This is a genomic window from Pseudoflavonifractor sp. SW1122 (genome assembly GCF_012027765.1).
GTDB classification, from domain to species: Bacteria; Bacillota; Clostridia; order Oscillospirales; family Oscillospiraceae; genus Enterenecus; species Enterenecus faecium.
Map to the genome: position 1 here is coordinate 15,138 of NZ_SJOS01000005.1, position 23,076 is coordinate 38,213.

The window sequence follows — 23,076 nt, forward strand, 5'->3', positions numbered from 1 at the left end:
ATGACTCAAAGCATTCGTTGGACTTTGTACTTTTTCCGCCGAGAATGGCGCTTTCTTCTCCTTCTTCTGGTGACCCTCGCTGTCACCGTAACATCCATGCTGTTGCTGTTAACAGCTCTGGAAAATACCATCCAGGACTCCTCCGCTCTGGCCAAAGCGGAGCGGGTATGGAACTTGAATCTACTCCCCATCCCCCAACCCAGTCAGAGAAATCAGAAGTTGGACGAAGTGCTCTTTCATCAATCCTTTGGGACGGTAACATCCGTGTCCGATCTCTCTTTGTCCTCCCAGGCAACTATCGACCTCAGCCCGGAGACCTCCACCTCCTTCCAAGCTGTAGCCATTCTAGACAATACCCGTAGCGATATACTTACGGTGGATTCGGAACCTGCAACGCCAGAACTGGTCCAGGGTCGCTGGTTTTCCCAGGAGGAACTGGAGCACGGCGCCGCTGTGGTGGTACTGGGGGAGAACAGTTCTCTGGGCAAAGTCTATCCCCCGGATTCCACTATGTTCCTGGGCGGAGAATCTCTCCGGGTGGTGGGCCTCTGCCGCGGAACAGACCTCTATGCCCCCTATGCTTTGGCATTGCACAGCTCAGTTTTGGCCCTGAATGTCTCCACAGTCACCTTCCCGCATCCCCTATCCCATTCGGATCGACAAGCCTGGGTGAGTCTTCTGGTTTCTCTCGACGCAGCTCCCCAATGTCAGGCTGACGCCTTCTCCCAGATGGATATGAATAAACTGCTCACCGATTTCATCCTGTGTATACTACTTCTGTCCTGTTGTTTGCTGGTGTCCCATGAGCTGTTTGGTGAGTTGTTGCGGCGGAGAAGCTACGAGTTCATCATTTACCGCATCTGCGGCATTCCACCAGGCATGCTCCGCGTGAATTTTTGGCTACCTATCATCCTTCTGATCTTTGCCGGATATGGCGTGGGGGCCATTCTGTACCATGCCGCATACCCTCTGCGGGCGTGGCTGCATTTCTTCCAGCCCATAAGCCCGGTGTACGTTATCGCTGCCACTGCCGTGTATGTTCTGTCTCTGTCCATACTGGCATGGTTTTGGGGCCGTATCCTGCGCTGCGCAGCAGTGCTTCACAGGGGGTGAATGTATGTTTGGACAAATGTGGGCCAGCCTCATGGACCATCCTAGACATGCCCTAAAACTGATGATACAAATGGCACTGGTACTTGTCTCCTGCAATATTTTGACGGTGCGGCTGCTTCCCACGCTGCAAACGGCTTATTGGGCACAACGTATGGGAGTAAGCAACTTGATGTGGACCGATACGCCCGCAGCCGAGCCTCTAGAGAGCTTTCTTGACTGCGGCCAAGTGTTACAGTCCGACAGTTGCTACGACCCGGTCCTGGATCAGTCCGTCCTGTGTCAGCCCATATCTCAGGAAACGCTGGATTCCCTGTCACTCCCCTTTGTCTCTCAACTCCCGGCCACCCCCCAGAAAACGCAGGCCTATATTTCCCGTAGTTTGGCCCAGCAGTACCCCCTAGGCAGTCAGTTAGAGCTGGAGTTATGGGGGGTATCGGCCCAAACGCTGGAGGTGACAGTGGCCGGGGTTTTGGAGGGAGACTGGATGCCGGTACTCCCCTTCGCCATGGGGACGATCACCCCTGTGGAGCGTCAGCCAACCTCCATGCTGTTGGTATGTACCCCGGAGTCGGCATCCTGGTTTCAGCCTACGGGTATATACCTGTATCTGTCCCAAGAGGGGGGCGATGCTGCGCTGAACACCACAGGTACCGTCTTCACCGCCCAAGCTAGTCTGGACGAATATTTGCTGTCCTCCATGTTAGCTATGCACCGATCCATACTCATGTGTGGAGCCATGCTGTTGCTGTGTATCATCGGCTTTTCCGTGCAAATCTACCTTTCCATACACCGACAGCTCCGCACCTATGCCTTGTATTACCTCTGTGGGGCGAACTGGCGAAGCTGCATGCTCATACAGGCAGGAAGCGACCTGATCCTTGTCGCGGGTGCAGTTGCCGTATCCTGTCTCTTTCTCTCTTGGCGTCGTGCACTGCAAGGAACGACTATGGTAACATCCACGCTTTTGCTGCTCGCCCTGTTTGGCCTCCCCATGACACTGACATGGAGAAGCATGCATCGGCAGCAGCCCATTGATATCATCAGAAGGTGGCAAGAATGGCGCTGATACATCTGGAATCATTGACTAAAACATATGCTCCGAATACACAGGCCCAGGTGGAAGCTCTTCGGGGAATTTGTCTGGACATTTCGGAAGGAGAGTTCTGTGCCATCGTTGGAACCTCCGGCTCCGGAAAAAGTACGCTGCTGCATATTCTCGGCTGTTTGGATGTCCCCACCAGCGGCCGATACTATCTGGACAGTCAAGAGGTCTCCACCCTCAACGAACGCAAGCGGGCCAGGATTCGAAACCAGTACATCGGCATTGTCCTTCAGGAATTCGGACTTCTGCCCCAGCGGACCGTCATAGAAAATGTAGCCTTACCTCTATATTTCGACCAATCTGCCCACCTCTCTTATTCCCAGCGCAAACAACGGGTTCAGGAGGTACTAACCCAAGTAGGTTTGGAGTCCAAGCTCAACACGCTGGTCTCCCAGCTCTCCGGCGGACAGAAGCAGCGGGTGGCCATTGCCAGGGCCATCATCAATCACCCAAAGCTTCTCTTAGCCGATGAGCCCACCGGAGCCCTAGACCAGAAAACAGCAGGAGAGATTATGGAGTTGTTTTCCGCCCTGTCACACACCGGGGTCACCATTCTCTTGGTCACTCATGACAAGAACATTGCGCAGCAGTGCCGCCGGGTACTTCACATCGAAGACGGGCTGCTGGCAGATGCCGGACAACCATGAAAGAAGCCCATGCAGACCATGTCTATGGTCTGCATGGGCTTCGATTCTTTTCTCTCAAGCTGTAGCAACTACACTCCTACGCCATGGGCAGTTCCACCGAGAAGGTATTTACCCCCTGGCGGCTCTGGGCCCAGATGCGTCCCCCGTGGCCAGCTCCAGCATCTGCTCCAGCAGGGTGCGCATATGCCGGGCCATGCTCAGCACGTTGCCGCTCAGCCGCTCCCGGCTCTCCTCGTCCAGCCCCTGCTGCTGCATCAGCTCGGCATTGGTGGTGATGACGGTGAGAGGGGTTTTCAGCTCGTGGGAGGCATCGGCCACAAACTGTTTCTGCTCCTTCCACGCCTGTTCCACCGGGCGCACCGCCCACTTGGCCACGCTCTTGTTCTCCAAATCCGACTGGGTGAAGTAGTACATCATGGAAAAGATGACACAGAGCATAAGGGTGACGATGGTCATGTTAAGGTCGTGCACAGCGATGATGCCGTGGCAGCTGCTGCGGATGTGCCAACACCAGCTGTGACCGCCGCCCTGACCCGGGGTGTTCTCTCATATATCAAAACACTGACGCACAGTCCAAAATGGCGGACTGTGCGTCAGGCAATTCTATGAAGTTTTAGCGGCCCATGACAAAGAGGTTGGACTCGGTGGAGAAGTTGGAGGCGGAGAAGAGCACCAATACCTGGTCGATGTGGTTCTCCTCCACGTACTGCTGCACCGAGTTGAGGTTGTAGCGCACGTCAAACAGGTGCACTTCCTGCCAGCTCTGAGCCAGGAAGGGGGCCAGAGCGTCGGAGTAGGAATCCCGAATCACCAGCAGCTTGCCGCCCTGGGCCTGGGGATTTTCCAACACGGCCAGAGGCTTGTTGCCCCCCAGGAACATGGAGTACTTGTCCTTCTTCTCCAAATAACTCTTGTCGTACAGCACACCGGGCTCGGGCTGGCCCTTGGGATAGGCCGTCACGGTGATGCCCTCTTCGCTGACCCAGGTGTAGATCTCGTCGGGTTTCACCCAGCCCGCTCCGCTGGAGGAGTAGGTGGTGCCGTAGAAGGAGTCGCTCACTCGGGTGGGCTCCCCTTCCGGGGTCACCGTCTCCACGCCCATGGCCTGGTTCAGGGCCTCATAGCCCTGGAAGGCTCCGAAGAGGCTCCAGTGGTGGTCGGTGCGGTAGAACACATCGTCCCCGCTGAGGGCATCCCGCAGGTCAATGTAGGTCACATCCTCCCCGGTGAGGTCCATGGACTCCTGGATGGTGGACCCGTCGTCCACCAGGGGTGCCCGGTCGGGCAGCCGGTCGGCCCACACATAGCTCTTGTCGGGGATGAGGGCGAAGTACACGGGCACGTCCACATTGGCCCCCAGCTGGTTGACATAGCCCACCCGACGGGCCAGGTCCTCCGCGGAGGGCTTGGTGTACTGGGCAAAGAGGGTCTGTCCGTCGTCGGTGCCCAGATAGACCCCGTTGTTCTCCTGCTTGCCCACCAGCCGCTCGCACCAAGCCTTGAGCTGAATCCAGCCGTCCCGCAAGGGGAACTGGTCGATGACGTACTGCTCAAAGTCCTTCATAAACTCGCCGGACTTCAAGGTGGACAGCGTGGGGGCCTCGAACTTGGCCAGATAGCGGTTCTCCTGCTGGGAGAAGTCCCGGTCGGGGGAGATCAGAAGCGCCGCCCCAAAGCCAAAGATGAACACGCAGAAGAGAGCGGTAATGAATGCAGCATACTTTTTACTCACAGCGGTTCACCTCCTTAGAATCGGAAATAGAGGAAGGGATTGTAGGTGCCGTCCACCAGGTAGGCGGTGGCCACCACAAGGGCCAGGCACACCAGCACCGGCAGGGCGGGCTTCCACACCTTGGCGGGAATCTTGTGCCACACCTTGGCGGCCAAGGGAGTGGCGGCTACACAGGCAACGATCAGCATGGGCAGGTAGTTGAAGAGGTAGTACAGGGCATCCCCATTCACCAGACTCACGCCGATACCGAACATGGCCTTGAGATAGAGGCCCATGGCGGTGAAGTCCTCCACGGCGAAGATGGCCCAGCCCACCACCACGATGAAGATCCCGTAGAGGTGCGCCAGTGCGGCGGGGGCTTTTTTCAGGTACTTGCCCAGCCACAGCTTTTCCAGCATGATGAAGACGAAATAGTACAGACCCCAGATGAGGAAGTTCCAGCTGGCCCCGTGCCAGATGCCGGTGGCGGCCCACACGATGAGCAGGTTGAACATCAATCGGCCCTTGCCCACCCGGTTGCCGCCCAGGGGGATATACAGATAATCCCGGAACCAGTTGCCCAGGGAAATGTGCCACCGCCGCCAGAACTCGGTGGCGGATTTGGAGATATAGGGGTAGTTGAAGTTCTCCATAAACTCAAAGCCCAGCATCCGACCCAGGCCGATGGCCATGTCCGAATAACCGGAGAAGTCAAAGTACAGCTGGAGAGAGAAGGCAACAATGCCCAGCCATGCTCCCAGGGTGGTCAGCTCCGCCCCCGGTGTGGCCAGATACACGTCCCACAGCTTGCCCAGGTTGTTGGCCAGCAGCACCTTTTTGGCCAGACCCACGCAAAACCGCTGCACACCCAGGGCAAACCGCTCCACGGTGTGGTCCCGCTGCTCCAGCTGGGCATCCAAGTCCTTGTACTGGAGGATGGGGCCGGCGATGAGCTGAGGGAAGAGGGTGACAAAGGTACCGAAGGTGATGAGGTTCTTCTGCACCCGGGAGTCCCCCCGGTACACGTCAATGGTATAGCTCATGGTCTGGAAGGTATAGAAGGAGATGCCGATGGGCAGCTCCAGCCCCAGCTGGGGCATCACGTCCAGCCCCAGCCCCGCCAGGGAGCCGGCGATGAAATCCCAATACTTGAAAAAGCCCAGCAAAGCCAGGTTGAACACCACGGAAAGAGCCACAGCAATCTTGGCCCCCCGCTGGTTTTCCCTTTGTTTGCATCGGGTCACCACCAGGCCAAATACATAGTTGGCGGTGATGTTGACCAGCATGATGATGATATACACCGGCTCGCCCCAGCCGTAAAAAATCAGGTTTACCACCATCAGCACCAGATTTCTCCACTTCAAAGGAGAAATGTAGTACAAAAGCAGCACCATGGGCAGATATAAGAACAAAAAATAAGGGGTAGAGAATACCACGGCAGTCACCTCAGTTGACAAAATCGCTCTTTATAAGGTAACACGGGGTGCTGCCAAATGCAACACCCCGTGTGGGCCTGTTGGGTAGCCTGGCTAAATTTCTGCCAAATGCTCAAATTGTGAGGGCGCAACAGGCGGTTGACCGGAACAATTAGGCAAACAGGCCGTTGAACGCCTCCACGATGGCGTCCTTGTCCTCGCTGACGATCACGGCCACGTAGTTGCCCTTCTCCACGATCTCGGCGTTGTTCTGCCAGATCTCAATGGTCTCAGGGTAGAAGGTGCCGCCGTTGAGCATGTTGTCAATGCGGGCCTGGAAGATCTCCTTGACCTTGGCCACGTCATCGGCGTTCTTGGTCTGCACCAGCACCATCTCGGTGTTATTGATGCTCATCATGGACACGTAGGGCAGGCACTGCTCCAGGTCCAGGTCACTCAGGCCGGCGTAGCTGGTGTCCAGAATCTGCTTGCCCATGTCCTCGTTGGTGTCCAGCAGGGGGGGCATCAGCTGCTCGGAGACGTACTTCTCCGCAAAGGCGGCCAGGTCCACGGGCTCGGGAGTGGCGGTGGGCTTAGCGGCGGTGTTGCCGCAGGCAACCAGGGCGACGGCCATCATGGCGGCCATGGCAAGCGTCACGATCTTCTTCAACATGTTGCAGTTCTCCTTACTTTATATGGTTTCTAAATTTCTCTGGCGGGTCAGGCCTCCCTGTTCTCGCCGTACACTTGGACGCATGAGGCGGGCAAAAAGTTCCCTATCTGCACAAAATTTTTCACTTTCCATTTTCAGTAAGTATCTTGCAAGATGTAAAATCTTTATTTTTGTTAAATTTTATCAATAGTTAAAATATGTATTGTTAAAAAATCCACTATTTTATGCGATTTTCATAGTTTTTTCTTTGGCTCGAAAAAAAGTTATTTTTTTTGCTGTTTTCCCCATTTTTTCTCTTGTAATTTGGTTCATAAACGAATATAATGTCCATGGTTGAAGGAGGAGATTATGGTCAATATTGTTTTGGTGGAACCTGAAATTCCACAGAATTGCGGAAATATCGCTCGCACTTGTGCAGCCACCCGCTGCCATTTGCATTTGATCGAACCTCTGGGATTCGACATCAGTGAAAAAGCCGTGCGCCGGGCCGGACTGGATTACTGGCCTATGGTGGAGTTGACGGTATACCGCGATTTGGACGACTTTTTCTCCCAACATCCCCAGCCCGAGCTGTGGCTGGCCACCACAAAAGCGCCCCGGGACTACTCTGATGTGTCCTTTTCCGACGGTTGTTGGCTGTTTTTCGGCAAAGAGACCGCCGGACTACCCCAGTGGCTGCGGGAGCGCTACCGGGACCGCTGCATCCGCATCCCCATGCGGGAGGATGCCAGAAGCCTGAATCTGTCCAACTCGGTGGCCATCCTCACCTACGAGGCCTTGAAACAGCAAGGCTTTCCCGGCTTGTCCGGGAAAGGCTCGATGGCCAAGGCCGAGTAAGCCCGCCCCCGGCGGGCCGCCGCTGGTGCGGCGAAGCAGGACGGAATTCACTTCCGGCCTGCGCATATAAAATCCTCGGGGGTCCCCACAAAACAGGTTTTGTGGGGGTAGCCTGAAACAGCAGGGCTTCCCTGGTCTGTCTTGGACAGGCAGTATGGCTGAGGACGGATGATTTTTGTTCGCAATGGGATTGCGAAAGCGCAGGGTGTCCCCCACCCTGCAACCCAATTTTATATACCATTAAGGTAATATTTTCCCTGTTACTTTGAAAGGAGCCTGAACATGAACTACAACAAAAAGACTGTCAAGGATCTGGATGTAAAGGGCAAAAAGGTGCTGTGCCGCTGCGACTTCAACGTCCCCCAGGACAAGGCCACCGGTGCCATTACTGACGACAAGCGTATCGTGGCTGCTCTGCCCACTCTGAAGTACCTGCTGGAGCAGGGCGCTGCTGTCATCGCCTGCTCTCACCTGGGCAAGCCCAAGGGCGAGCGGAAGGAGTCCCTGACTCTGGCTCCTGTTGCCAAGCGCCTGAGCGAGCTGCTGGGCTGCGAGGTCATCTTCGCCAACGACACCATCGGTGAGGACGCCAAGGCCAAGGCCGCTGCTCTCCAGCCCGGTCAGATCATGCTGCTGGAGAACCTCCGCTTCGACATCCGCGAGGAGAAGAACGATCCTGAGTTCGCTAAGGCTCTGGCTGATATGGCCGACCTGTACGTGTCCGACGCTTTCGGCACCGTGCACCGCGCTCACGCCTCCACCGCTGGCGTGGCCGCTTACCTGCCCGCCGTGTCCGGCTTCCTGATCGAGAAGGAGCTGGAGATCATGGGCGGCGCTCTGGCCAACCCCAAGCGTCCCCTGGTTGCCATTCTGGGCGGCGCCAAGGTCTCTTCCAAGATCGGCGTCATCAACAACCTGCTGGACATCGCTGACACCATCATCATCGGCGGCGGCATGGCCTACACCTTCATCAAGGCTATGGGCGGCACCGTGGGCACCTCCCTGCTAGAGGAGGACCGTCTGGACTACTGCAAGGAGATGATGGCCAAGGCCAAGGAGAAGGGCGTGAAGTTCCTGCTGCCCGTGGACACTCTGTGTGCTGCTGAGTTCTCCGCTGACGCCACTCCCGAGCTGGTGGACACCATGGCCATTCCCGACGACCGCATGGGCATGGACATCGGCCCCAAGACCATCGCTCTGTTCTCCGACGCCGTGAAGGACGCCGGCACCGTGATCTGGAACGGCCCCATGGGCGTGTTCGAGTTCCCCGCTTTTGCTGAGGGCACCCGCGCTCTGGCCAAGGCTCTGGCCGAGACCAACGCCATCACCATCGTGGGCGGCGGCGACTCCGCTGCTGCTGTGGCTCAGCTGGGCTTCGCCGACAAAATGACCCACATCTCCACCGGCGGCGGCGCTTCTCTGGAGTTCCTGGAGGGCAAGGAGCTGCCCGGCGTGGCTTGCCTGCTGGACAAGTAATTAACAAAGCGTTGAGGATAGACGCATAGGGGAGCTAAACCCAAAGCGGATGGGCAAAGCCCAGGGGTGGCGCACTTACCACCCCGGGTTTGCCCGGAGTCGGCGGGTTTAGTGACCCGGCCATGCGTCCAATCCGAGCGTGACAAAAGAAGCGTTGAGGATAGACGCATAGGGGAGCTAAACCCAAAGCGGATGGGCAAAGCCCAGGGGTGGCGCACTTACCGCCCCGGGTTTGCCCGAAGTCGGCGGGTTTAGTGACCCGGCCATGCGTCCAATCCGAGCGTGACAATATGCTCGACCCCTATACAGAAAGGACGACTCAATCTTATGAACCTGAAATATCGTAAGACCATCATCGCCGGCAACTGGAAGATGAACAAGACCCTGTCCGAGACCCGCGCCTACGCCGAGGCCATCAAGCCCCAGCTGGGCAAGCACAAGTGGTGCGAAGTGGTGCTGTGTGTTCCCGCTGTGAACATCCCCGGCGCCGTGAAGCTGTTCAAGGACACCCGTCTGGCCATCGGCGGCGAGAACTGCCACTACGAGGCCTCCGGTGCTTTCACCGGTGAGGTCACCGTGGAGATGCTCAAGGAAGTGGGCGCCAAGTACGTCATCATCGGCCACTCCGAGCGCCGTCAGTACTACAACGAGACCGACCTGACCGTCAACAAGAAGGTCCACGCCGCCCTGGAGGCCGGTCTGCGTCCCATCGTGTGCGTGGGCGAGAGCCTGGAGCAGCGCGAGCTGGACGTCACCGAGGAGCTGATCACCTATCAGGTGAAGATCGCTCTGGCTGGCCTGACTGAGAGCCAGGTGCGCCGGGTGGTCATCGCCTACGAGCCCATCTGGGCCATCGGCACCGGCAAGACCGCCACTGCCGAGCAGGCTGGCGCTGTGTGCTCCCACATCCGCGGCGTGATCCGCAAGCTGTACGGCGCCCGCGTGGCCCGTGCTGTCACCATCCAGTACGGTGGCTCCATGAACGCCAAGAATGCCGCTGAGCTGCTGGCTCAGCCCGACATCGACGGCGGCCTCATCGGCGGCGCTGCCCTGAAGCCCGACGACTTCATGGCTATCATCAACGCTGCTAACCAGGAAGCGTAAGGATAGACGCATAGGGTCACTAAGCCCAGAGCGGATGGGCAAAGCCCAGGGGCGGCGCACTGACCGCACCGGGTTTGCCCGGAGTCGGCGGGCTTAGGGGCCCGGCCATGCGTCCAATCCGAGCGTGACATCACGTAAAAAGACGCATTGCCAAACAATTTGAAATAGTGAGGCTTAGTCATGAAAACTCCTACTACTCTCATCATCATGGACGGCTTCGGCATCTCCTCCTGCCAGAACAAGCCCGGAGACAACGCCATTGCCGCTGCCAAGACCCCCAATCTGGACAAGATTTTCGCTGAGAATCCCCGTTGCTGCCTGTCCGCCTCCGGCCTGGACGTGGGTCTGCCCGACGGCCAGATGGGTAACAGCGAGGTGGGCCACACCAACATCGGCGCTGGCCGCGTGGTGTTCCAGGACCTGCCCCGCATCTCTCTGGACATTGAGAAGGGTACCTTCTTCCAGAACACTGCCTACGTGGGTGCCATGGACGCCTGCAAGGAGAAGGGCACTGCCCTGCACCTGTACGGCCTGCTCAGCGACGGCGGCGTGCACTCCCACATCACCCACCTCTTCGCTCTGCTGAAGATGGCCAAGGAGCGTGGCCTGACCAAGGTCTATGTCCACTGCTTCCTGGACGGCCGTGACGTGCCCCCCTCCTCCGGCAAGAGCTACGTCGAGCAGCTCCAGGCCAAGATGAAGGAGCTGGGCGTGGGCCAGATCGCCACCGTCATGGGCCGTTTCTACGCCATGGACCGTGACAACCGCTGGGAGCGCGTGGAGCGCGCCTATCAGGCCATGGTCTACGGTGAGGCTCCCTTCTGCGCCGATGCCGCTCAGGCTGTGCAGGAGTCCTATGACAAGGGTGTCACCGACGAGTTCATGGAGCCCGTGGTGTGCACCAAGGGCGCCGAGATCGGCGAGGGCGACTCCATCATCTTCTACAACTACCGTCCTGACCGCGCTCGCGAGATCACCCGCAGCTTCGTGGACCCCGAGTTCACCGGCTTTGAGCGCAAGAAGGGCTTCTTCCACGTGCAGTACGTGTGCACCACCGAGTATGACGCCACCATGCCCAACGTGGTGGTGGCCTACCCCCGTGAGAAGCTGTCCAACATCTTCGGCGAGTATATCTCCCGCATGGGCCGCACCCAGCTGCGCATTGCTGAGACCGAGAAGTACGCTCACGTCACCTTCTTCTTCAACGGCGGCGTGGAGCAGACCTTCCCCGGCGAGGATCGCTGCCTGATCCCCTCCCCCAAGGTTGCTACCTACGACCTGCAGCCCGAGATGAGCGCTGCCGAGGTCACCGAGGAGTGCGTCAAGCGCATCGAGAGCGGCAAGTATGATGTCATCATCCTCAACTACGCCAACTGCGACATGGTGGGCCACACCGGCGTGTTTGATGCCGCTGTGAAGGCCGCCGAGGCCGTGGACACTGGCGTGGCCAAGGTTGTGGCTGCCACTGCTGCCATGGGCGGCGTGTCCATCATCACCGCCGACCACGGCAACGCCGAGCACATGCTGTCCGAGGACGGCACCCCCTTCACCGCCCACACCACCAACCTGGTGCCCTGCTGCCTGGTGGGTGCGGACGTGAAGCTGCGTGACGGCCGCCTGGCCGACCTGGCTCCCACCATGCTGGATCTCATGGGCCTGGAAAAGCCCGCTGAGATGACTGGTGAGACTCTGATCGTCCACTGAGCACCACTTTTGTGGTTATCCGGTGGGCAGTCCCTCTGGGGTCTGCCCACCTGAAGATAACATTCTCTACGATTTGAAAGGAGATTGATTCCCATGAAAAACATGATCGAAATCGTTGACGTCGTCGCTCGCGAAATTCTGGACTCCCGCGGCAACCCCACCGTTGAGGTTGAGGTGGTCCTGGAGGACAACACCGTGGGCCGTGCTGCTGTGCCCTCCGGTGCTTCCACTGGTATCTACGAGGCCTGCGAGCTGCGTGACGGCGACAAGAGCCGCTACATGGGCAAGGGTGTGGAGAAGGCTGTTGCCAACGTCAACACCGAGATTGCTGAGGCTCTGATCGGCATGAACGTTCTGGATCAGCCCGCCATTGATAAGGCCATGATCGACCTGGACGGCACCCCCAACAAGACCCGTCTGGGCGCCAACGCCATCCTGGGCGCTTCTCTGGCCTGCGCCAAGGCCGCTGCTCAGTCCCTGGGCACCAGCCTGTACAACTACATTGGCGGCGTGAACGCCAAGATCCTGCCCATGCCCATGATGAACATCCTCAACGGCGGCGCTCACGCCACCAACAACGTGGACATCCAGGAGTTCATGATCATGCCCGTGTCCGCTCCCTCCTTCCGTGAGGCTCTGCGCCGCTGCGCCGAGGTGTTCCACACCCTGAAGACCGTTCTGAAGGAGAATGGCACTCCCGCCGCTGGCGTGGGTGACGAGGGCGGCTACGCTCCCAACCTGAAGAAGGACGAGGACGCTCTGAAGGTGATCGTCCAGGCCATCGAGAAGGCCGGCTACAAGCCCGGCGAGGACTTCATGATCGCCATCGACGCCGCCGTGTCCGAGTGGTACAACGAGGAGACCGGCTGCTACGACCTGCCCAAGGCCAAGAAGACCATGACCAAGCAGCAGATGGTCAACATGTGGAAGAAGTTCGCCGACAACTACCCCATCATCTCCCTGGAGGACGGCATGGGCGAGAACGACTGGGAAGGCTGGGGCATGCTCACCAAGGCCATCGGCGACCGCGTCCAGCTGGTTGGCGACGACCTGTTCGTGACCAACGTGTCCCGTCTGTCCACCGGCATTGAGAAGAAGGTTGCCAACGCCATCCTGATCAAGGTCAACCAGATCGGCACCCTGACCGAGACCCTGGACGCCATCCAGATGGCTAACCGCGCTGGCTACACCGCCGTCGTCTCTCACCGTTCCGGCGAGACCGAGGACACCACCATCGCTGACATCTCCGTGGCTCTCAACGCTGGCCAGATCAAGACCGGCGCTCCCAGCCGCACCGACCGTGTTGCCAAGTACAATCAGCTGCTCCGCATCGAGGAGGAGCTGGGCGATGCCGCTCAGTACCTGGGCCGCGACGCTTTCTTCAACCTGCGCTAATCGGTCATTTCCAATGACGCAAAACCCCCGGCTCTCACATGAGAGCCGGGGGTTTTTAGCATGTCGAAAAAATGCCAGCATTTTTTCGAGGAAATGCAGCGGGCTGAGAAGTGTTTTTTCGATGCGCATGTCCTCGAAAAAAACAGGATTTCAATTTATTTTCCCATCTGCGGATGGGAAAACTCTGCCGAGGGCTAGTGACAGAGGGAACGCCCTCTTCTAAAGTCCCATTTATCGGACTTCCTCTGTGGTACACTTTCATCATCAAAGAAGAACGCCTGAACCCAGGCTTGAAAGGAAGTGTCCCGCCATGTATGAGCTGGAGTATGTCAGAGGTCATGTAGAAGTGTTTTTCAACGGAGAATTCTGCTTCTCCGCCGACAATCGGCGGGAAGCGGAAGCAGAGCTGGCCATGTTACAGAGATAAAAAAACAGCAGCGAGAATGACTTCTCGCTGCTGTTTTGATGTGTCGGATTAGTGGCCGAAGTAGTAGTCCCAGGGATCGAAGTAGCCGTCCTGCATGCTGGTAGTCTGCTGGGGGGCGGGGTCCTGCTGGGTCTGGCTGTTCTGGGTGTTGTTCTTCTCCTCGTCGAAGGTGATGTTGAGGGTCAGGGTCTCACCGGATCGGTACACCTCCAGGGTGGTGCTCTCGCCGGCCTTGAACTGGTTCTTGGCGGCGTTGAGCTCGGCCACGGTGGTCACAGCGGTGTCGCCCAGCTTGGTGATGATGTCGCCCTGCTTCAGGCCTGCGGTCTCGGAACAGGAACCCTCATTGACGGCATTGACGTACACACCGGAGGGCCAACCGAAGGCCTGGGCGTAGTCCTCGGTGACTTCCACAGCGGTGATGCCCATGGAGGGACGACCGGTGACATAGCCGTACTGGATGAAGTCCTGGATCATATCAATGACATCGTTGATGGGGATGGCAAAGCCGATGCCCTCAATGGAGGCGGAGCTGGTGTCGCCGTTGTTGGAGTACTTGGCGGAGGTGATGCCCACCACACGGCCATACTGGTCAAACAGGGGGCCACCGGAGTTACCGGAGTTGATGACACAGTCAGTCTGAATCATGTTGATGATGGTGCCGTCGCTCATAGTCACGGAACGGCCCACACCGGAGACATGACCGGAGGTCTGAGAGAAGGACAGGGTGCCCAGAGCGTTGCCGATGGTGGATACCTGCTGGCCCACCACCAGGGAGTCGGAGTCGCCCAGCACCACAGGCTTCAGGCCGCTGATGCCGTCCATCTTCAGCACGGCCACGTCGTTGGTCTCCTCGCCGCCGATGAGGGTGGCGTCGTACTCTTCGCCGTTGTTCAGGGTCACCTTGATGGCGTTGGCCCCGTCAATGACGTGGTAGTTGGTGACAATGTAGCCGTCCTCGGAGAGGATGAAGCCGGAGCCGCTGGAGGTGCCGGTGTACTGCTGCCAGCCCTGCTGCACCGTCACTTGGCAGGTGACGTTGACGCAGGAGTCGGCGTAGGAGGCGTAGATCTCCTCCAGGGTCATCTCCTTGACCCCGTCCGCCTGCTGCACATTCACCTGGGTGCCCTGGGTGGTGTTCTGGTAGATGGTGGTGCCATCGGAGCTGCCGCCGCCCAGTCTGTCATAGAGGGCAGCGCCACCCAGGCCTGCGCCGCCGCCCACCAGGGCACAGCACAGGACCAGAGCCACCGCCCGGCTGGCGCCCTTCTTCTTGGGGGGCTTGGGGGAGGGGTTGACGTGGAAGTTGGAACCGGTATCGTTGTTCTCGCCGTTGGGCGTCCAGCTATATCTGTAAGCTCCGTCGTCATTGGGGCCGCTGCCCTGAACGAACTTGGGGTTCTGATTCTGATTCTCACCGTTGAAGCCGTTGGAATCCAAAGGCTGGAACCCGTTGTCGAAGCCGTTCTGGTTGTTATTATTTTCTTCAAACATATGGATCGCTCCTTGTTTTTTGATCTGAACAAAGGGTACTAAATAATTATGTCCAGATTATGACATGAATTCAAATTGATTATAAACAAACGCAAAAAATTGGCAAGGGCCTGTTGCAGCAATGCTACTTCTCAAAAATGCAAGCATTTTTTCGAGGGGATGCAGCCCGCTGCATGCATAATCGGGTCAAAGGGCGACCCGATTCCACACTGGCGGGCTGAGAAGCGTTTTTTCGATGCGCATGTCCCCGAAAAAAACAGATTTCAATTTATTTTTCCATCTGCGGATGGAAAAACTCTGCCGAGGGCTTTTTTAACGTTGCAAGATAATCTGTCCTTCTTCCATTGACATATGGGTTTTTGAGCGTCTAAAGGGCCTGTTGCAGCGATGCTGCAACAGGCCCTTGTGGTACCTTATCTCCTATGTGGAGGAGGCCTTGAAGTACATCGAGGCCAATTACAGCGAGGCCGTCACCATCCAGGACCTGGCCAACTGGCTGGGCCTGGAGCGCACCTATCTGTATCGGCTGTTCAAGTCCATGGTGGGCATGTCCCCCCAGGCCTATCTTCTGGACGTGCGCATCCGCCAGGCCTGCACCCTGCTGACCCACTCGGATTTGACCATCACCAACATCGCCCGCTCGGTGGGGTATGAGGACTCCCTGTATTTTTCCCGCCTGTTCCGCCGCAAGAAGGGCCAGACCCCCAGCCAATACCGGAGCACCCACCAGAGCCCCGGATAGAATATCGAAAAAGGGCAAAAAATACTGCAACCGGTCTCCCAACTTGGGAGGCTGGTTGCAGTATTTGTCTCTTATTTCCGGTGTCCGCTTTTCAGGATGGCGGCCACGTCGGAGGCGGCGGCGGACAGGTCCGCCATGACGGGAGAGAAGATGCCCAGCTTGGTCAGGTTGATAAACACCAGCAGCAGCAGCGGGCCCACGATCATGCCCAGCACGCCCCCCAGGAGCATACCCACATAGATGCCCACCAGGGAGAGGATGGGGGACAGCCCCGTCTGATCGCCCAGAATCTTGGGCTCGCCCAGGCGGCGGAACAGGGCGATGATGCCCCAGATGACCATGAGCTGGGCGGCGTGGGTGTAGTTCCCGGTGATGATATCCACCACCGCCCAGGGCACCATGATGGTGCCGGAGCCGATGATGGGGATGAAGTCCAGCACCGCAAAGCCCAGGGCCAGCAACAGGCCGTAGGACTGCCCGATGAAGAAAAAGCCCAGGGAGAGGATGAGAAACACCACAAAGGAGATAATCAGCTGGCTCTTCAGATAGCCGCCGAAGGCCTCCATGAAGATGCGCCGCACCTCACCGCAGAAGCTGCGGGCGGGGGCAGGCACTCGGTCGGTGATGAAAAACCGCAGCCGGGGATAGTCGGCAGTGATGAAGTAGGTGGCCATCAAAAACACGATGGTGGCCACCACAAAGGAGGACACCTGGCCCACCAGGGAGGGGGCCCGGTCCGCCACCACCTTCAGCCAGCCGGATACGTCAATGTCCCGCACCCAGGTCTCCACCAGCTGGGCCAGCCGCTCTCCGGCGTTGTAGGCTCCCCCGGGGAGCAGGTCCCCGAAGCCACCCAGCCAGTCCACCACCTCGTCCAGGTTGATGAGCACGCTGTCCACAATGCCGCCCCAGTTCTGGAACAGGGCCTGCACCTGGTCCACAGCCATCCAGGTCAGCGCCCACAGCACGCCGCCCACCAGGCCGAATACCACAATGAGCAGCGTCATGGTGATGATCCCCCGGGAGATGGACAGCTTCTTTTGCAGCCAGCGCACCAGGGGATTGAGCATCCAGGAAAGAACCAGGGCCAGTACAAAGGGGCTCAGCCACGACAGCAGCGGCAGCACACCAAAACGCAGGGCCAGCAGGGCCAGCACCAACAGCACAGCCCGCACGCCCAAACGCAGCCACAGTTCCCCCCGCTGCTTCCAGGTCAGTTGAATGGGTTCCAAACACACCACTCCTCTCCACAGGCCCGCCGTCCGTCAGAGCCCATTTGATTACGGTTGCACAAATTTTACCTTGCAAGTCATGATTATACCCCCAGTCCGCCGCATTGACAACCCCAAACCCCTCAGGTATACTAATTTAATATGATTTTAATGGGAGGAATGATCGTGGATCGTATGAAATTTCAGAGAAGCCATGTGTCTATCTTTTTGTCCTACTACAAGCCACACCTGCACCTGTTTTTGCTGGATATGGCCTGTGCGTTGGGCATCGCCCTGATCGACCTGGCTTTCCCCTATCTGTCCCGGCTGTCCATGCAGGAGCTGCTGCCCCAGAACCTGTTTGGGGCCTTCTTCGGGGTCATGGGCTGTCTGCTGGCGGCCTATCTGCTGCGGGCGGGGATGTACTACATCGTCACCTATCTGGGCCATATGATGGGCGTGCTCATTGAGGCGGATATCCGCCGGGACCTGTTTGGACACATGCAAAATCTGTCCTTCTCCTTCTATGACAAAAACCGCACGGGCCAACTGATGAGCCGGGCCACCACCGACCTGTTCGAGATCACCGAGCTGGCCCACCACGGCCCTGAGGACCTGTTCATCTCAGTGATTACCTTGGGCGGCGCCTTCTGCCTGATGCTCACCATCCAGTGGAAGCTGGCCCTCATCGTCTTTGCCGTGGTGCCCCTGTTTGTGATCTTCACCATCTTCCAGCGTCGGCGGATGATGAAGGCCTCGGTGCAGGTCAAGCAGAACATGGCGGGCATCAACGGCCAGCTGGAGTCCTCCATCTCCGGCATGCGCACCGCCAAGGCCTTCGCCAACGAGGAGCAGGAGAATCGGAAGTTCCAGCAGTCCAACAACCAGTTCAAGGGAGCCAAGCGGGACTACTACAAGGCCATGGCCACCTATATGGCGGGGCTGGAGTTCGCCCTGCCCGCCATGAACGTGCTCACCATCACCGCTGGCGGCTGGTTCATCCTCCAGGGTGAGATGAACTACATTGACCTCATTACCTTCGCTCTGTATATCTCCACCTTCCTCACCCCCGTGCGCAAGCTGGCCGCCTTTGTGGAGCAGTTCCTCAACGGCATGGCAGGCTTCAAGCGATTTGTGGAGCTGATGCGGGTGGAGCCTGCGGTGCAGGACGCCCCCGACGCCGTGGACATGGACACCGCCCGTGGCGACATTCTGGTGGACGACGTGTCCTTCTCCTACGAGGACGGGGAGACCGTGCTGGACCACGTATCCATCCACATCCCTCAGGGGGAGACGGTGGCGGTGGTGGGCCCCTCCGGGGGCGGCAAGTCCACCCTGTGCCAGCTCATCCCCCGCTTCTATGACGTCACCGGGGGCCGCATTCTGGTGGACGGCATGGATGTGCGCCACCTCACCCAGCAGTCCCTGCGCCAGAACATCGGCATCGTCCAGCAGGACGTGTTTCTCTTTGCCGGCACCATCTACGACAACATCCGCTACGGCAAGCCCGACGCCACCCAGGAAGAGATCATGGAGGCGGCAAAGCGGGCGGAAATCTACGACGATATCATGGCCATGCCCGACGGCTTCCAGACCTACGTGGGCGAGCGGGGCGTGATGCTCTCCGGCGGCCAGAAGCAGCGGGTGTCCATCGCCCGGATTTTCCTGAAAAATCCCCCCATCCTCATCCTGGATGAGGCCACCTCTGCCCTGGACTCGGTGACCGAGGCCCGCATCCAAAGCGCCTTTGACGAGTTGGCCAAGGGCCGCACCACCCTCATCATCGCCCACCGCCTGTCCACCATCCGCAACGCCCACCGCATCATTGTGGTGGATGACAACCGGATTGTGGAGGAGGGCACCCACCAGGAGCTGCTCCAGAGCGGCGGGGAGTACGCCCAGCTGTACAACGCCCAGAAGAGTGTATCCGTATGAATAAGACCGAACTATTAAACAAATTTTCCAAGGACGGGGAGCAGCGCACCCAGCTGGCCCGGGTCCTGGACCAGATGCAGCGGGCCGACACCCGGTCCATCCCCTGCGCCACCCAGTTTCTCTCCCCCGCCCTGCGGGCCAGCGTGGAGCTGCTGCTGGACGCCTGCGGCCACCCCAAGCATCGGTTCTGCGGGGGCTACGAGGACGCCGAGCGCACCGTGTGCGTCTTTCTCCCCCACTGGCAGGAGGCGGAGGACTACGTGGCAGAGGAGGAGCTGGCGGCGGTGTCCGCCGCCTTCCCCCGCCAGGCCGATCTCACCCACCGGGACATTCTGGGGGGCCTCATGGGCATCGGCATCACCCGGGAGAAGCTGGGGGACATTCTCATGGGGGACCATGAGGCCCAGATCGTGTGCCTGCGGGAGGCCCTGCCCATTGTGCTCTCCCAGTTCAGCCAGGCCGGGCGGTATCCCCTGAAGCTCCAGGAGATCCCCCTGTCCCAGCTCTCCCCCGCCCCCCAGACTGTGAAGGAGATCCACGACACCGTGGCCACCCTGCGGCTAGACGCCGTGGTGGCCTCCGGGTTCTCCCTGTCCCGGTCCAAGGCGTCCCAACTCATCACCACCGGACGGGTGTCGGTGAACCACCTGGAGTGCCTGAAAACCGACCGTCTGGTGGAAGAGGGGGACGTGCTCACCTGCCGGGGGCTGGGTAAATGTGTGTTAGCTCAGGTGGGAGGCCAGTCCCGGAAGGGACGGGTCATCCTCACCTTGCACCGCTATCTATAATGCGGAAAGGAGGAACACCCCCATGACCGAAGAGAAGATTGCCCGCATCAACGAGCTGGCTCGCCGGGTCAAGGCCGGAGAGACCTTGTCTCCCGAAGAGCTGGAGGAACGGGCGGCCCTGCGGAAAGAGTACATCGACAGCGTGAAGGCCAGCCTGGTGGGAAACCTGGAGAACACCTATCTGGTGGACGAGAAGGGCAACAAAGTGAAGCTGCCCAAGAAAAAGTGAGCTATGACGACACCCCTCTGTGCATTTCCTTTGTTGCATTTTTCCCTAATTATGCTATAATCGACTTAGTAAGTTATCACTCTGTTTTAAGATTGTGTGGGAGATACTGTGACAAGGAATAGGATAGAAGGGTATCACGGCACAACCAAGGCCAATGCCATGGACATCTTATCTCAAAACCACTTTCGCAACAGCACAAAGAACAATGAATGGCTAGGTACTGGTGTATATTTTTTCGCCTACGCCGGGCACGCTAAGTGGTGGTGTTCCCACGCTCGTTTTGCAAATTGCGAGACAGTTATTTTACAGGCAATTCTGGAATATCGTCAGGAGCAACTGCTGGATTTAGATGACCCCTCTACCCTAGCAAAAGTGAATCTGTTTGTGAAAACAGCGTTAGAACATGCAAATGAGCTGGGCCTTTCTCTGGGGATTGTGGAGTTTTCCTCCTATTCCAAAGAGAAACGATGGAATTTCACCTGTAACCTAGTGCGTAAATTGATGCCTGAAATAGGAATGATTACAAAAACCTTTTTCCCAAATCACTCCACCCCCGAGCCAACTCGCTTTCCCTGCGCACAACGACAAATTTGTGTCTCTGACCATGGTATTATTATGTCTGTATCAGAATATAAGGAGGTGTCGTGTGATGAATCTGGATTTGGCCTTATCCCGCCTGAAATCTATGAGTTCACATGATTTGGAAGCCGCTATTCGCTCGGCTATGGAGGAATCCGGGATTCCTGTTGATCCAACTCCGTGTGCATTTCATTTTGTCCCCCTTTCCATGTCCGATTGCGAAGAGGTTACACATGCTTTGGCAGTTGAGCACTTATGTTCCAGCACTCAAAATTATCCCTATCAACAGCATGCGGACATGCTCTGGATTGCTGCGTAAAGCGAGGAGCTTATATGAATCACGAGACGTCAATTCAAAATTCTCAAAGTGTGTTGCATTTGAAACAGGTCTTTTTTGATCACCTGGAGTTTGTACGCACCGGATTTCCCCATGCTTCCCAACAGGATGTAAAGGTCAAAGTAGGGACGGCAATCAATAAGCAATCTGACAATCAATACCAGGTCTCTCTAAGCGTACACGCTGATCGGCCAGGTGAGTTTCAGTCCCATGTGCAAATCAGCGCACTGTGTGAGATTCAGGACGATGATATCCGGACTGAGACGATTCTAAAGAAAAATACCGTTGCCATCCTGTTCCCCTACGTGCGCTCTGCCTTCACATTGCTCACCGCACAGCCCGGGATGGAACCTGTGGTCCTCCCCGCTTTGAACATTAACGCTCTGATCGATGAGCTGGAGCAAAAAGAATCTTGATGTTCATTTATTTCTCTTCAAAATTTTATTTGCAAACTAAAAATTGCCGTCTGCTCACGCCGAGCAGACGGCAATTTTTTGGGTTTTATTACTCGGCCACGGCCACCACGTTGGTAGCACGCACGCCCTTAGCGCCGCGGGGATCGGGCTCGGTCTCGAAAGTGACCTTCTGGCCCTCCAGCAGCTTCTTGTAGCCCTCAGCCACGATGGCGGAGAAGTGCACGAACACGTCCTCGCTGCCGTCGTCGGGGGTGATGAAGCCATAGCCCTTCTCAGCGTTGAACCATTTGACAATACCGGTCATGTGGGATTCCTCCTGAATCAAAAATTGCGGTTTTGAGGCAAAAGAGAAGCCCATCCCTTTCATGTACGAAAAGGGTGGGCGCAACAGTTCATACATCAAAACAACGTGATTATTATAGCATTGCCTCCCCAGAGGTGTCAAGAATTTTCCTGTCGCACCCTGTCTGCTCCACCCCAACATTCTCCCCCTCCGGGGTGTTGACATTTCCCCTGTCCATCAGTAGAATGTTATCTGCTCGTTTGCGAATATTATATTAATGTAAGAAGGTCTGTATCTATGTCCGTCACTTACTTCGATTATGCCGCCACCACCCCCGTCTCGCCCCAGGCCATGGAGGCCGTGATGGAGGCCCTGCAACACTTTGGCAACCCCTCCTCCCGCCATCCTCTGGGCCGGGAGGCCGCCCAGGGGGTGAAGACCCACCGGGAGACGGTGGCCAAGGCTCTGGGCTGCTCCCCCCAGGAGGTGTATTTTACCTCCTGCGGCACCGAGGGCAACAACTGGGCCATCCGCCGGGGGGTGGAGCTCAACCGCCGGAAGGGCAAGCACATCATCACCACCGCCATCGAGCACGCCGCCGTGCTGGAGACCTGCCGGGACCTGGAGCGTCAGGGTTACGAGGTGACCTACCTCAAGCCGGACCGTGAGGGCCGCATCACCCCCCAGGACCTGGCCGCCGCCCTGCGCCCCGACACCGCCCTGGTGTCCATGATGCTGGTGAACAACGAGGTTGGTTCCGTCCTCCCGGTGGCCCAGTGTGTGAAGCTGGTGAAGGCCTATGACAAGACCATTCTGTTCCACTGCGACGCCGTCCAGGGCTTTTTGAAGGTACCCTACACCATGGCGTCCCTGGGGGCGGACTTTGTGTCGGTGAGCGGCCACAAGATCGGAGCCCCCAAGGGCATTGGCGCCCTGCTGGTGAAAAAAGGCGTCCGTCTCACTCCCTACCTCACCGGAGGCGGGCAGGAGAACGGCATGCGCTCGGGCACCGAGCCCACCGCCCAGATCGCCGGGTTTGCCGCCGCCTGCCAGGCCACCATGGCCCAGACCGGCCGCCTCCAGCGCACCGCCGCCATCAAGGCCTACACCCTCCAGAAGCTGCACGAGGCGCTGCCCCAGCTGGAGGTCATCACCCAGGGGGACACCCCCCACATCTGCGCCGTCACCCTGCCCGGGTATAAGAGCGAGGTGGTGGTGCGGGTGCTGGGGGATGCGGGCATCTGCATCTCCTCCGGCTCCGCCTGCCACAAAGGCAAGCCCAGCCACGTCTTTGCTGCCCTGGGGCTGCCCAAGCCCTGGCTGGACGGGGCGCTGCGCCTGTCCTTCTCCCCCGCCTCCACCCAGGAGGAGGCGGACCGACTGGTGGCCGCTTTGAAAGAGGCCGCCGCCACCCTGTTTACCACCCTGTCCTAATCTTATCGTACTGCGAGGTCTGTT

23 protein-coding genes are annotated in these 23,076 nt (G+C 58.2%); 16 read left to right on the forward strand and 7 right to left on the reverse strand.

Annotated features, from left to right (window positions below; genetic code table 11):
• The 3 genes from E0L15_RS02225 to E0L15_RS02235 are packed head-to-tail and all read left to right on the forward strand — an operon-like array spanning position 1 to position 2,862.
• The gene (locus E0L15_RS02225; protein WP_168124417.1) at positions 1 to 1,113 is read left to right on the forward strand and encodes an ABC transporter permease; all 1,113 of its coding nucleotides are present in this window, start codon (positions 1 to 3) and stop codon (positions 1,111 to 1,113) included.
• Between the two features lie 4 nt (positions 1,114 to 1,117).
• The gene (locus E0L15_RS02230; protein ID WP_168124418.1) at positions 1,118 to 2,179 is read left to right on the forward strand and encodes a hypothetical protein; all 1,062 of its coding nucleotides are present in this window, start codon (positions 1,118 to 1,120) and stop codon (positions 2,177 to 2,179) included.
• Positions 2,170 to 2,862 carry an ABC transporter ATP-binding protein gene (locus E0L15_RS02235; protein WP_087232647.1) on the forward strand — a complete coding sequence of 231 codons (693 nt, stop codon included), beginning with the start codon at positions 2,170 to 2,172 and terminating at the stop codon, positions 2,860 to 2,862. Before E0L15_RS02230 ends, E0L15_RS02235 begins: the two co-directional genes overlap by 10 nt.
• A 108-nt stretch (positions 2,863 to 2,970) precedes the next feature.
• Here E0L15_RS02235 and E0L15_RS02240 read toward each other — a convergent pair whose 3' ends face one another.
• The 4 genes from E0L15_RS02240 to E0L15_RS02255 all read right to left on the reverse strand — a co-directional run bounded on the left by E0L15_RS02240 (position 2,971) and on the right by E0L15_RS02255 (position 6,661).
• Positions 2,971 to 3,318: a histidine kinase dimerization/phospho-acceptor domain-containing protein gene (locus tag E0L15_RS02240; protein WP_168124419.1), complete on the reverse strand. Its 348-nt coding sequence runs from the start codon at positions 3,316 to 3,318 to the stop codon at positions 2,971 to 2,973.
• 157 nt (positions 3,319 to 3,475) lie between these two features.
• Positions 3,476 to 4,594, reverse strand: coding sequence for a DHHW family protein (locus tag E0L15_RS02245; protein ID WP_168124420.1), 1,119 nt, complete (start codon positions 4,592 to 4,594; stop codon positions 3,476 to 3,478).
• Between the two features lie 14 nt (positions 4,595 to 4,608).
• Complete coding sequence (locus E0L15_RS02250) at positions 4,609 to 6,009, reverse strand: MBOAT family protein (RefSeq protein WP_168124448.1); 1,401 nt, start codon at positions 6,007 to 6,009, stop codon at positions 4,609 to 4,611.
• A 151-nt stretch (positions 6,010 to 6,160) separates the two neighbouring features.
• A complete protein-coding gene (locus E0L15_RS02255; protein WP_168124421.1) occupies positions 6,161 to 6,661 on the reverse strand; it encodes a DUF4358 domain-containing protein in 501 nt (166 codons plus the stop codon).
• 348 nt (positions 6,662 to 7,009) lie between these two features.
• On the opposite strand from E0L15_RS02255, the gene E0L15_RS02260 reads away from it, so the two are divergent.
• The 5 genes from E0L15_RS02260 to eno all read left to right on the forward strand — a co-directional run bounded on the left by E0L15_RS02260 (position 7,010) and on the right by eno (position 13,177).
• Positions 7,010 to 7,498, forward strand: a complete 489-nt coding sequence (locus E0L15_RS02260; RefSeq protein WP_204210533.1) for a tRNA (cytidine(34)-2'-O)-methyltransferase — start codon at positions 7,010 to 7,012, stop codon at positions 7,496 to 7,498.
• Positions 7,499 to 7,780: 282 nt separating this feature from the next.
• Positions 7,781 to 8,974, forward strand: a complete 1,194-nt coding sequence (locus tag E0L15_RS02265; protein ID WP_168124422.1) for a phosphoglycerate kinase — start codon at positions 7,781 to 7,783, stop codon at positions 8,972 to 8,974.
• Positions 8,975 to 9,301: 327 nt separating this feature from the next.
• Positions 9,302 to 10,078, forward strand: coding sequence for a triose-phosphate isomerase (gene tpiA / locus E0L15_RS02270; protein WP_087232630.1), 777 nt, complete (start codon positions 9,302 to 9,304; stop codon positions 10,076 to 10,078).
• Positions 10,079 to 10,258: 180 nt separating this feature from the next.
• Positions 10,259 to 11,782 (forward strand): 2,3-bisphosphoglycerate-independent phosphoglycerate mutase, encoded by a 1,524-nt coding sequence (gene gpmI / locus E0L15_RS02275; RefSeq protein WP_168124423.1) that lies wholly within the window; start codon positions 10,259 to 10,261, stop codon positions 11,780 to 11,782.
• Between the two features lie 93 nt (positions 11,783 to 11,875).
• Entirely contained in the window at positions 11,876 to 13,177 is a 1,302-nt protein-coding gene (gene eno, locus E0L15_RS02280; RefSeq protein ID WP_087232624.1) for a phosphopyruvate hydratase, read from the forward strand.
• Positions 13,178 to 13,652: 475 nt separating this feature from the next.
• Here eno and E0L15_RS02285 read toward each other — a convergent pair whose 3' ends face one another.
• Complete coding sequence (locus tag E0L15_RS02285) at positions 13,653 to 15,098, reverse strand: trypsin-like peptidase domain-containing protein (protein WP_168124424.1); 1,446 nt, start codon at positions 15,096 to 15,098, stop codon at positions 13,653 to 13,655.
• A gap of 436 nt (positions 15,099 to 15,534) precedes the next feature.
• Here E0L15_RS02285 and E0L15_RS02290 point away from each other — a divergent pair, with 436 nt between their 5' ends.
• Positions 15,535 to 15,840 carry an AraC family transcriptional regulator gene (locus tag E0L15_RS02290; protein ID WP_243155358.1) on the forward strand — a complete coding sequence of 102 codons (306 nt, stop codon included), beginning with the start codon at positions 15,535 to 15,537 and terminating at the stop codon, positions 15,838 to 15,840.
• 71 nt (positions 15,841 to 15,911) lie between these two features.
• Here the strand turns inward: E0L15_RS02290 and ytvI are convergent, their stop codons facing one another.
• Positions 15,912 to 17,072, reverse strand: coding sequence for a sporulation integral membrane protein YtvI (ytvI, locus tag E0L15_RS02295; RefSeq protein WP_168124425.1), 1,161 nt, complete (start codon positions 17,070 to 17,072; stop codon positions 15,912 to 15,914).
• A gap of 174 nt (positions 17,073 to 17,246) precedes the next feature.
• Here ytvI and E0L15_RS02300 point away from each other — a divergent pair, with 174 nt between their 5' ends.
• The 6 genes from E0L15_RS02300 to E0L15_RS02325 all read left to right on the forward strand — a co-directional run bounded on the left by E0L15_RS02300 (position 17,247) and on the right by E0L15_RS02325 (position 21,335).
• Positions 17,247 to 18,986, forward strand: coding sequence for an ABC transporter ATP-binding protein (locus E0L15_RS02300; protein ID WP_168124450.1), 1,740 nt, complete (start codon positions 17,247 to 17,249; stop codon positions 18,984 to 18,986).
• Positions 18,983 to 19,774 (forward strand): YlmH/Sll1252 family protein, encoded by a 792-nt coding sequence (locus E0L15_RS02305; RefSeq protein WP_168124426.1) that lies wholly within the window; start codon positions 18,983 to 18,985, stop codon positions 19,772 to 19,774. Before E0L15_RS02300 ends, E0L15_RS02305 begins: the two co-directional genes overlap by 4 nt.
• A gap of 22 nt (positions 19,775 to 19,796) precedes the next feature.
• The gene (locus tag E0L15_RS02310; protein WP_087369873.1) at positions 19,797 to 20,003 is read left to right on the forward strand and encodes a DUF896 domain-containing protein; all 207 of its coding nucleotides are present in this window, start codon (positions 19,797 to 19,799) and stop codon (positions 20,001 to 20,003) included.
• Positions 20,004 to 20,162: 159 nt separating this feature from the next.
• Positions 20,163 to 20,702 (forward strand): hypothetical protein, encoded by a 540-nt coding sequence (locus E0L15_RS02315; RefSeq protein ID WP_087369875.1) that lies wholly within the window; start codon positions 20,163 to 20,165, stop codon positions 20,700 to 20,702.
• Positions 20,653 to 20,901, forward strand: a complete 249-nt coding sequence (locus tag E0L15_RS02320) for a hypothetical protein (protein ID WP_158096636.1) — start codon at positions 20,653 to 20,655, stop codon at positions 20,899 to 20,901. The genes E0L15_RS02315 and E0L15_RS02320 overlap by 50 nt, the downstream gene beginning before the upstream one ends.
• 14 nt (positions 20,902 to 20,915) lie before the next feature.
• A complete protein-coding gene (locus tag E0L15_RS02325; protein ID WP_158099780.1) occupies positions 20,916 to 21,335 on the forward strand; it encodes a protein-export chaperone SecB in 420 nt (139 codons plus the stop codon).
• An 88-nt stretch (positions 21,336 to 21,423) separates the two neighbouring features.
• On the opposite strand, the gene E0L15_RS02330 is transcribed toward E0L15_RS02325, so the two are convergent.
• Positions 21,424 to 21,639 (reverse strand): cold-shock protein, encoded by a 216-nt coding sequence (locus E0L15_RS02330; protein ID WP_087232605.1) that lies wholly within the window; start codon positions 21,637 to 21,639, stop codon positions 21,424 to 21,426.
• 276 nt (positions 21,640 to 21,915) lie between these two features.
• On the opposite strand from E0L15_RS02330, the gene E0L15_RS02335 reads away from it, so the two are divergent.
• The gene (locus E0L15_RS02335; RefSeq protein ID WP_168124427.1) at positions 21,916 to 23,052 is read left to right on the forward strand and encodes a cysteine desulfurase family protein; all 1,137 of its coding nucleotides are present in this window, start codon (positions 21,916 to 21,918) and stop codon (positions 23,050 to 23,052) included.
• The last annotated feature ends 24 nt before the right edge of the window (positions 23,053 to 23,076 follow it).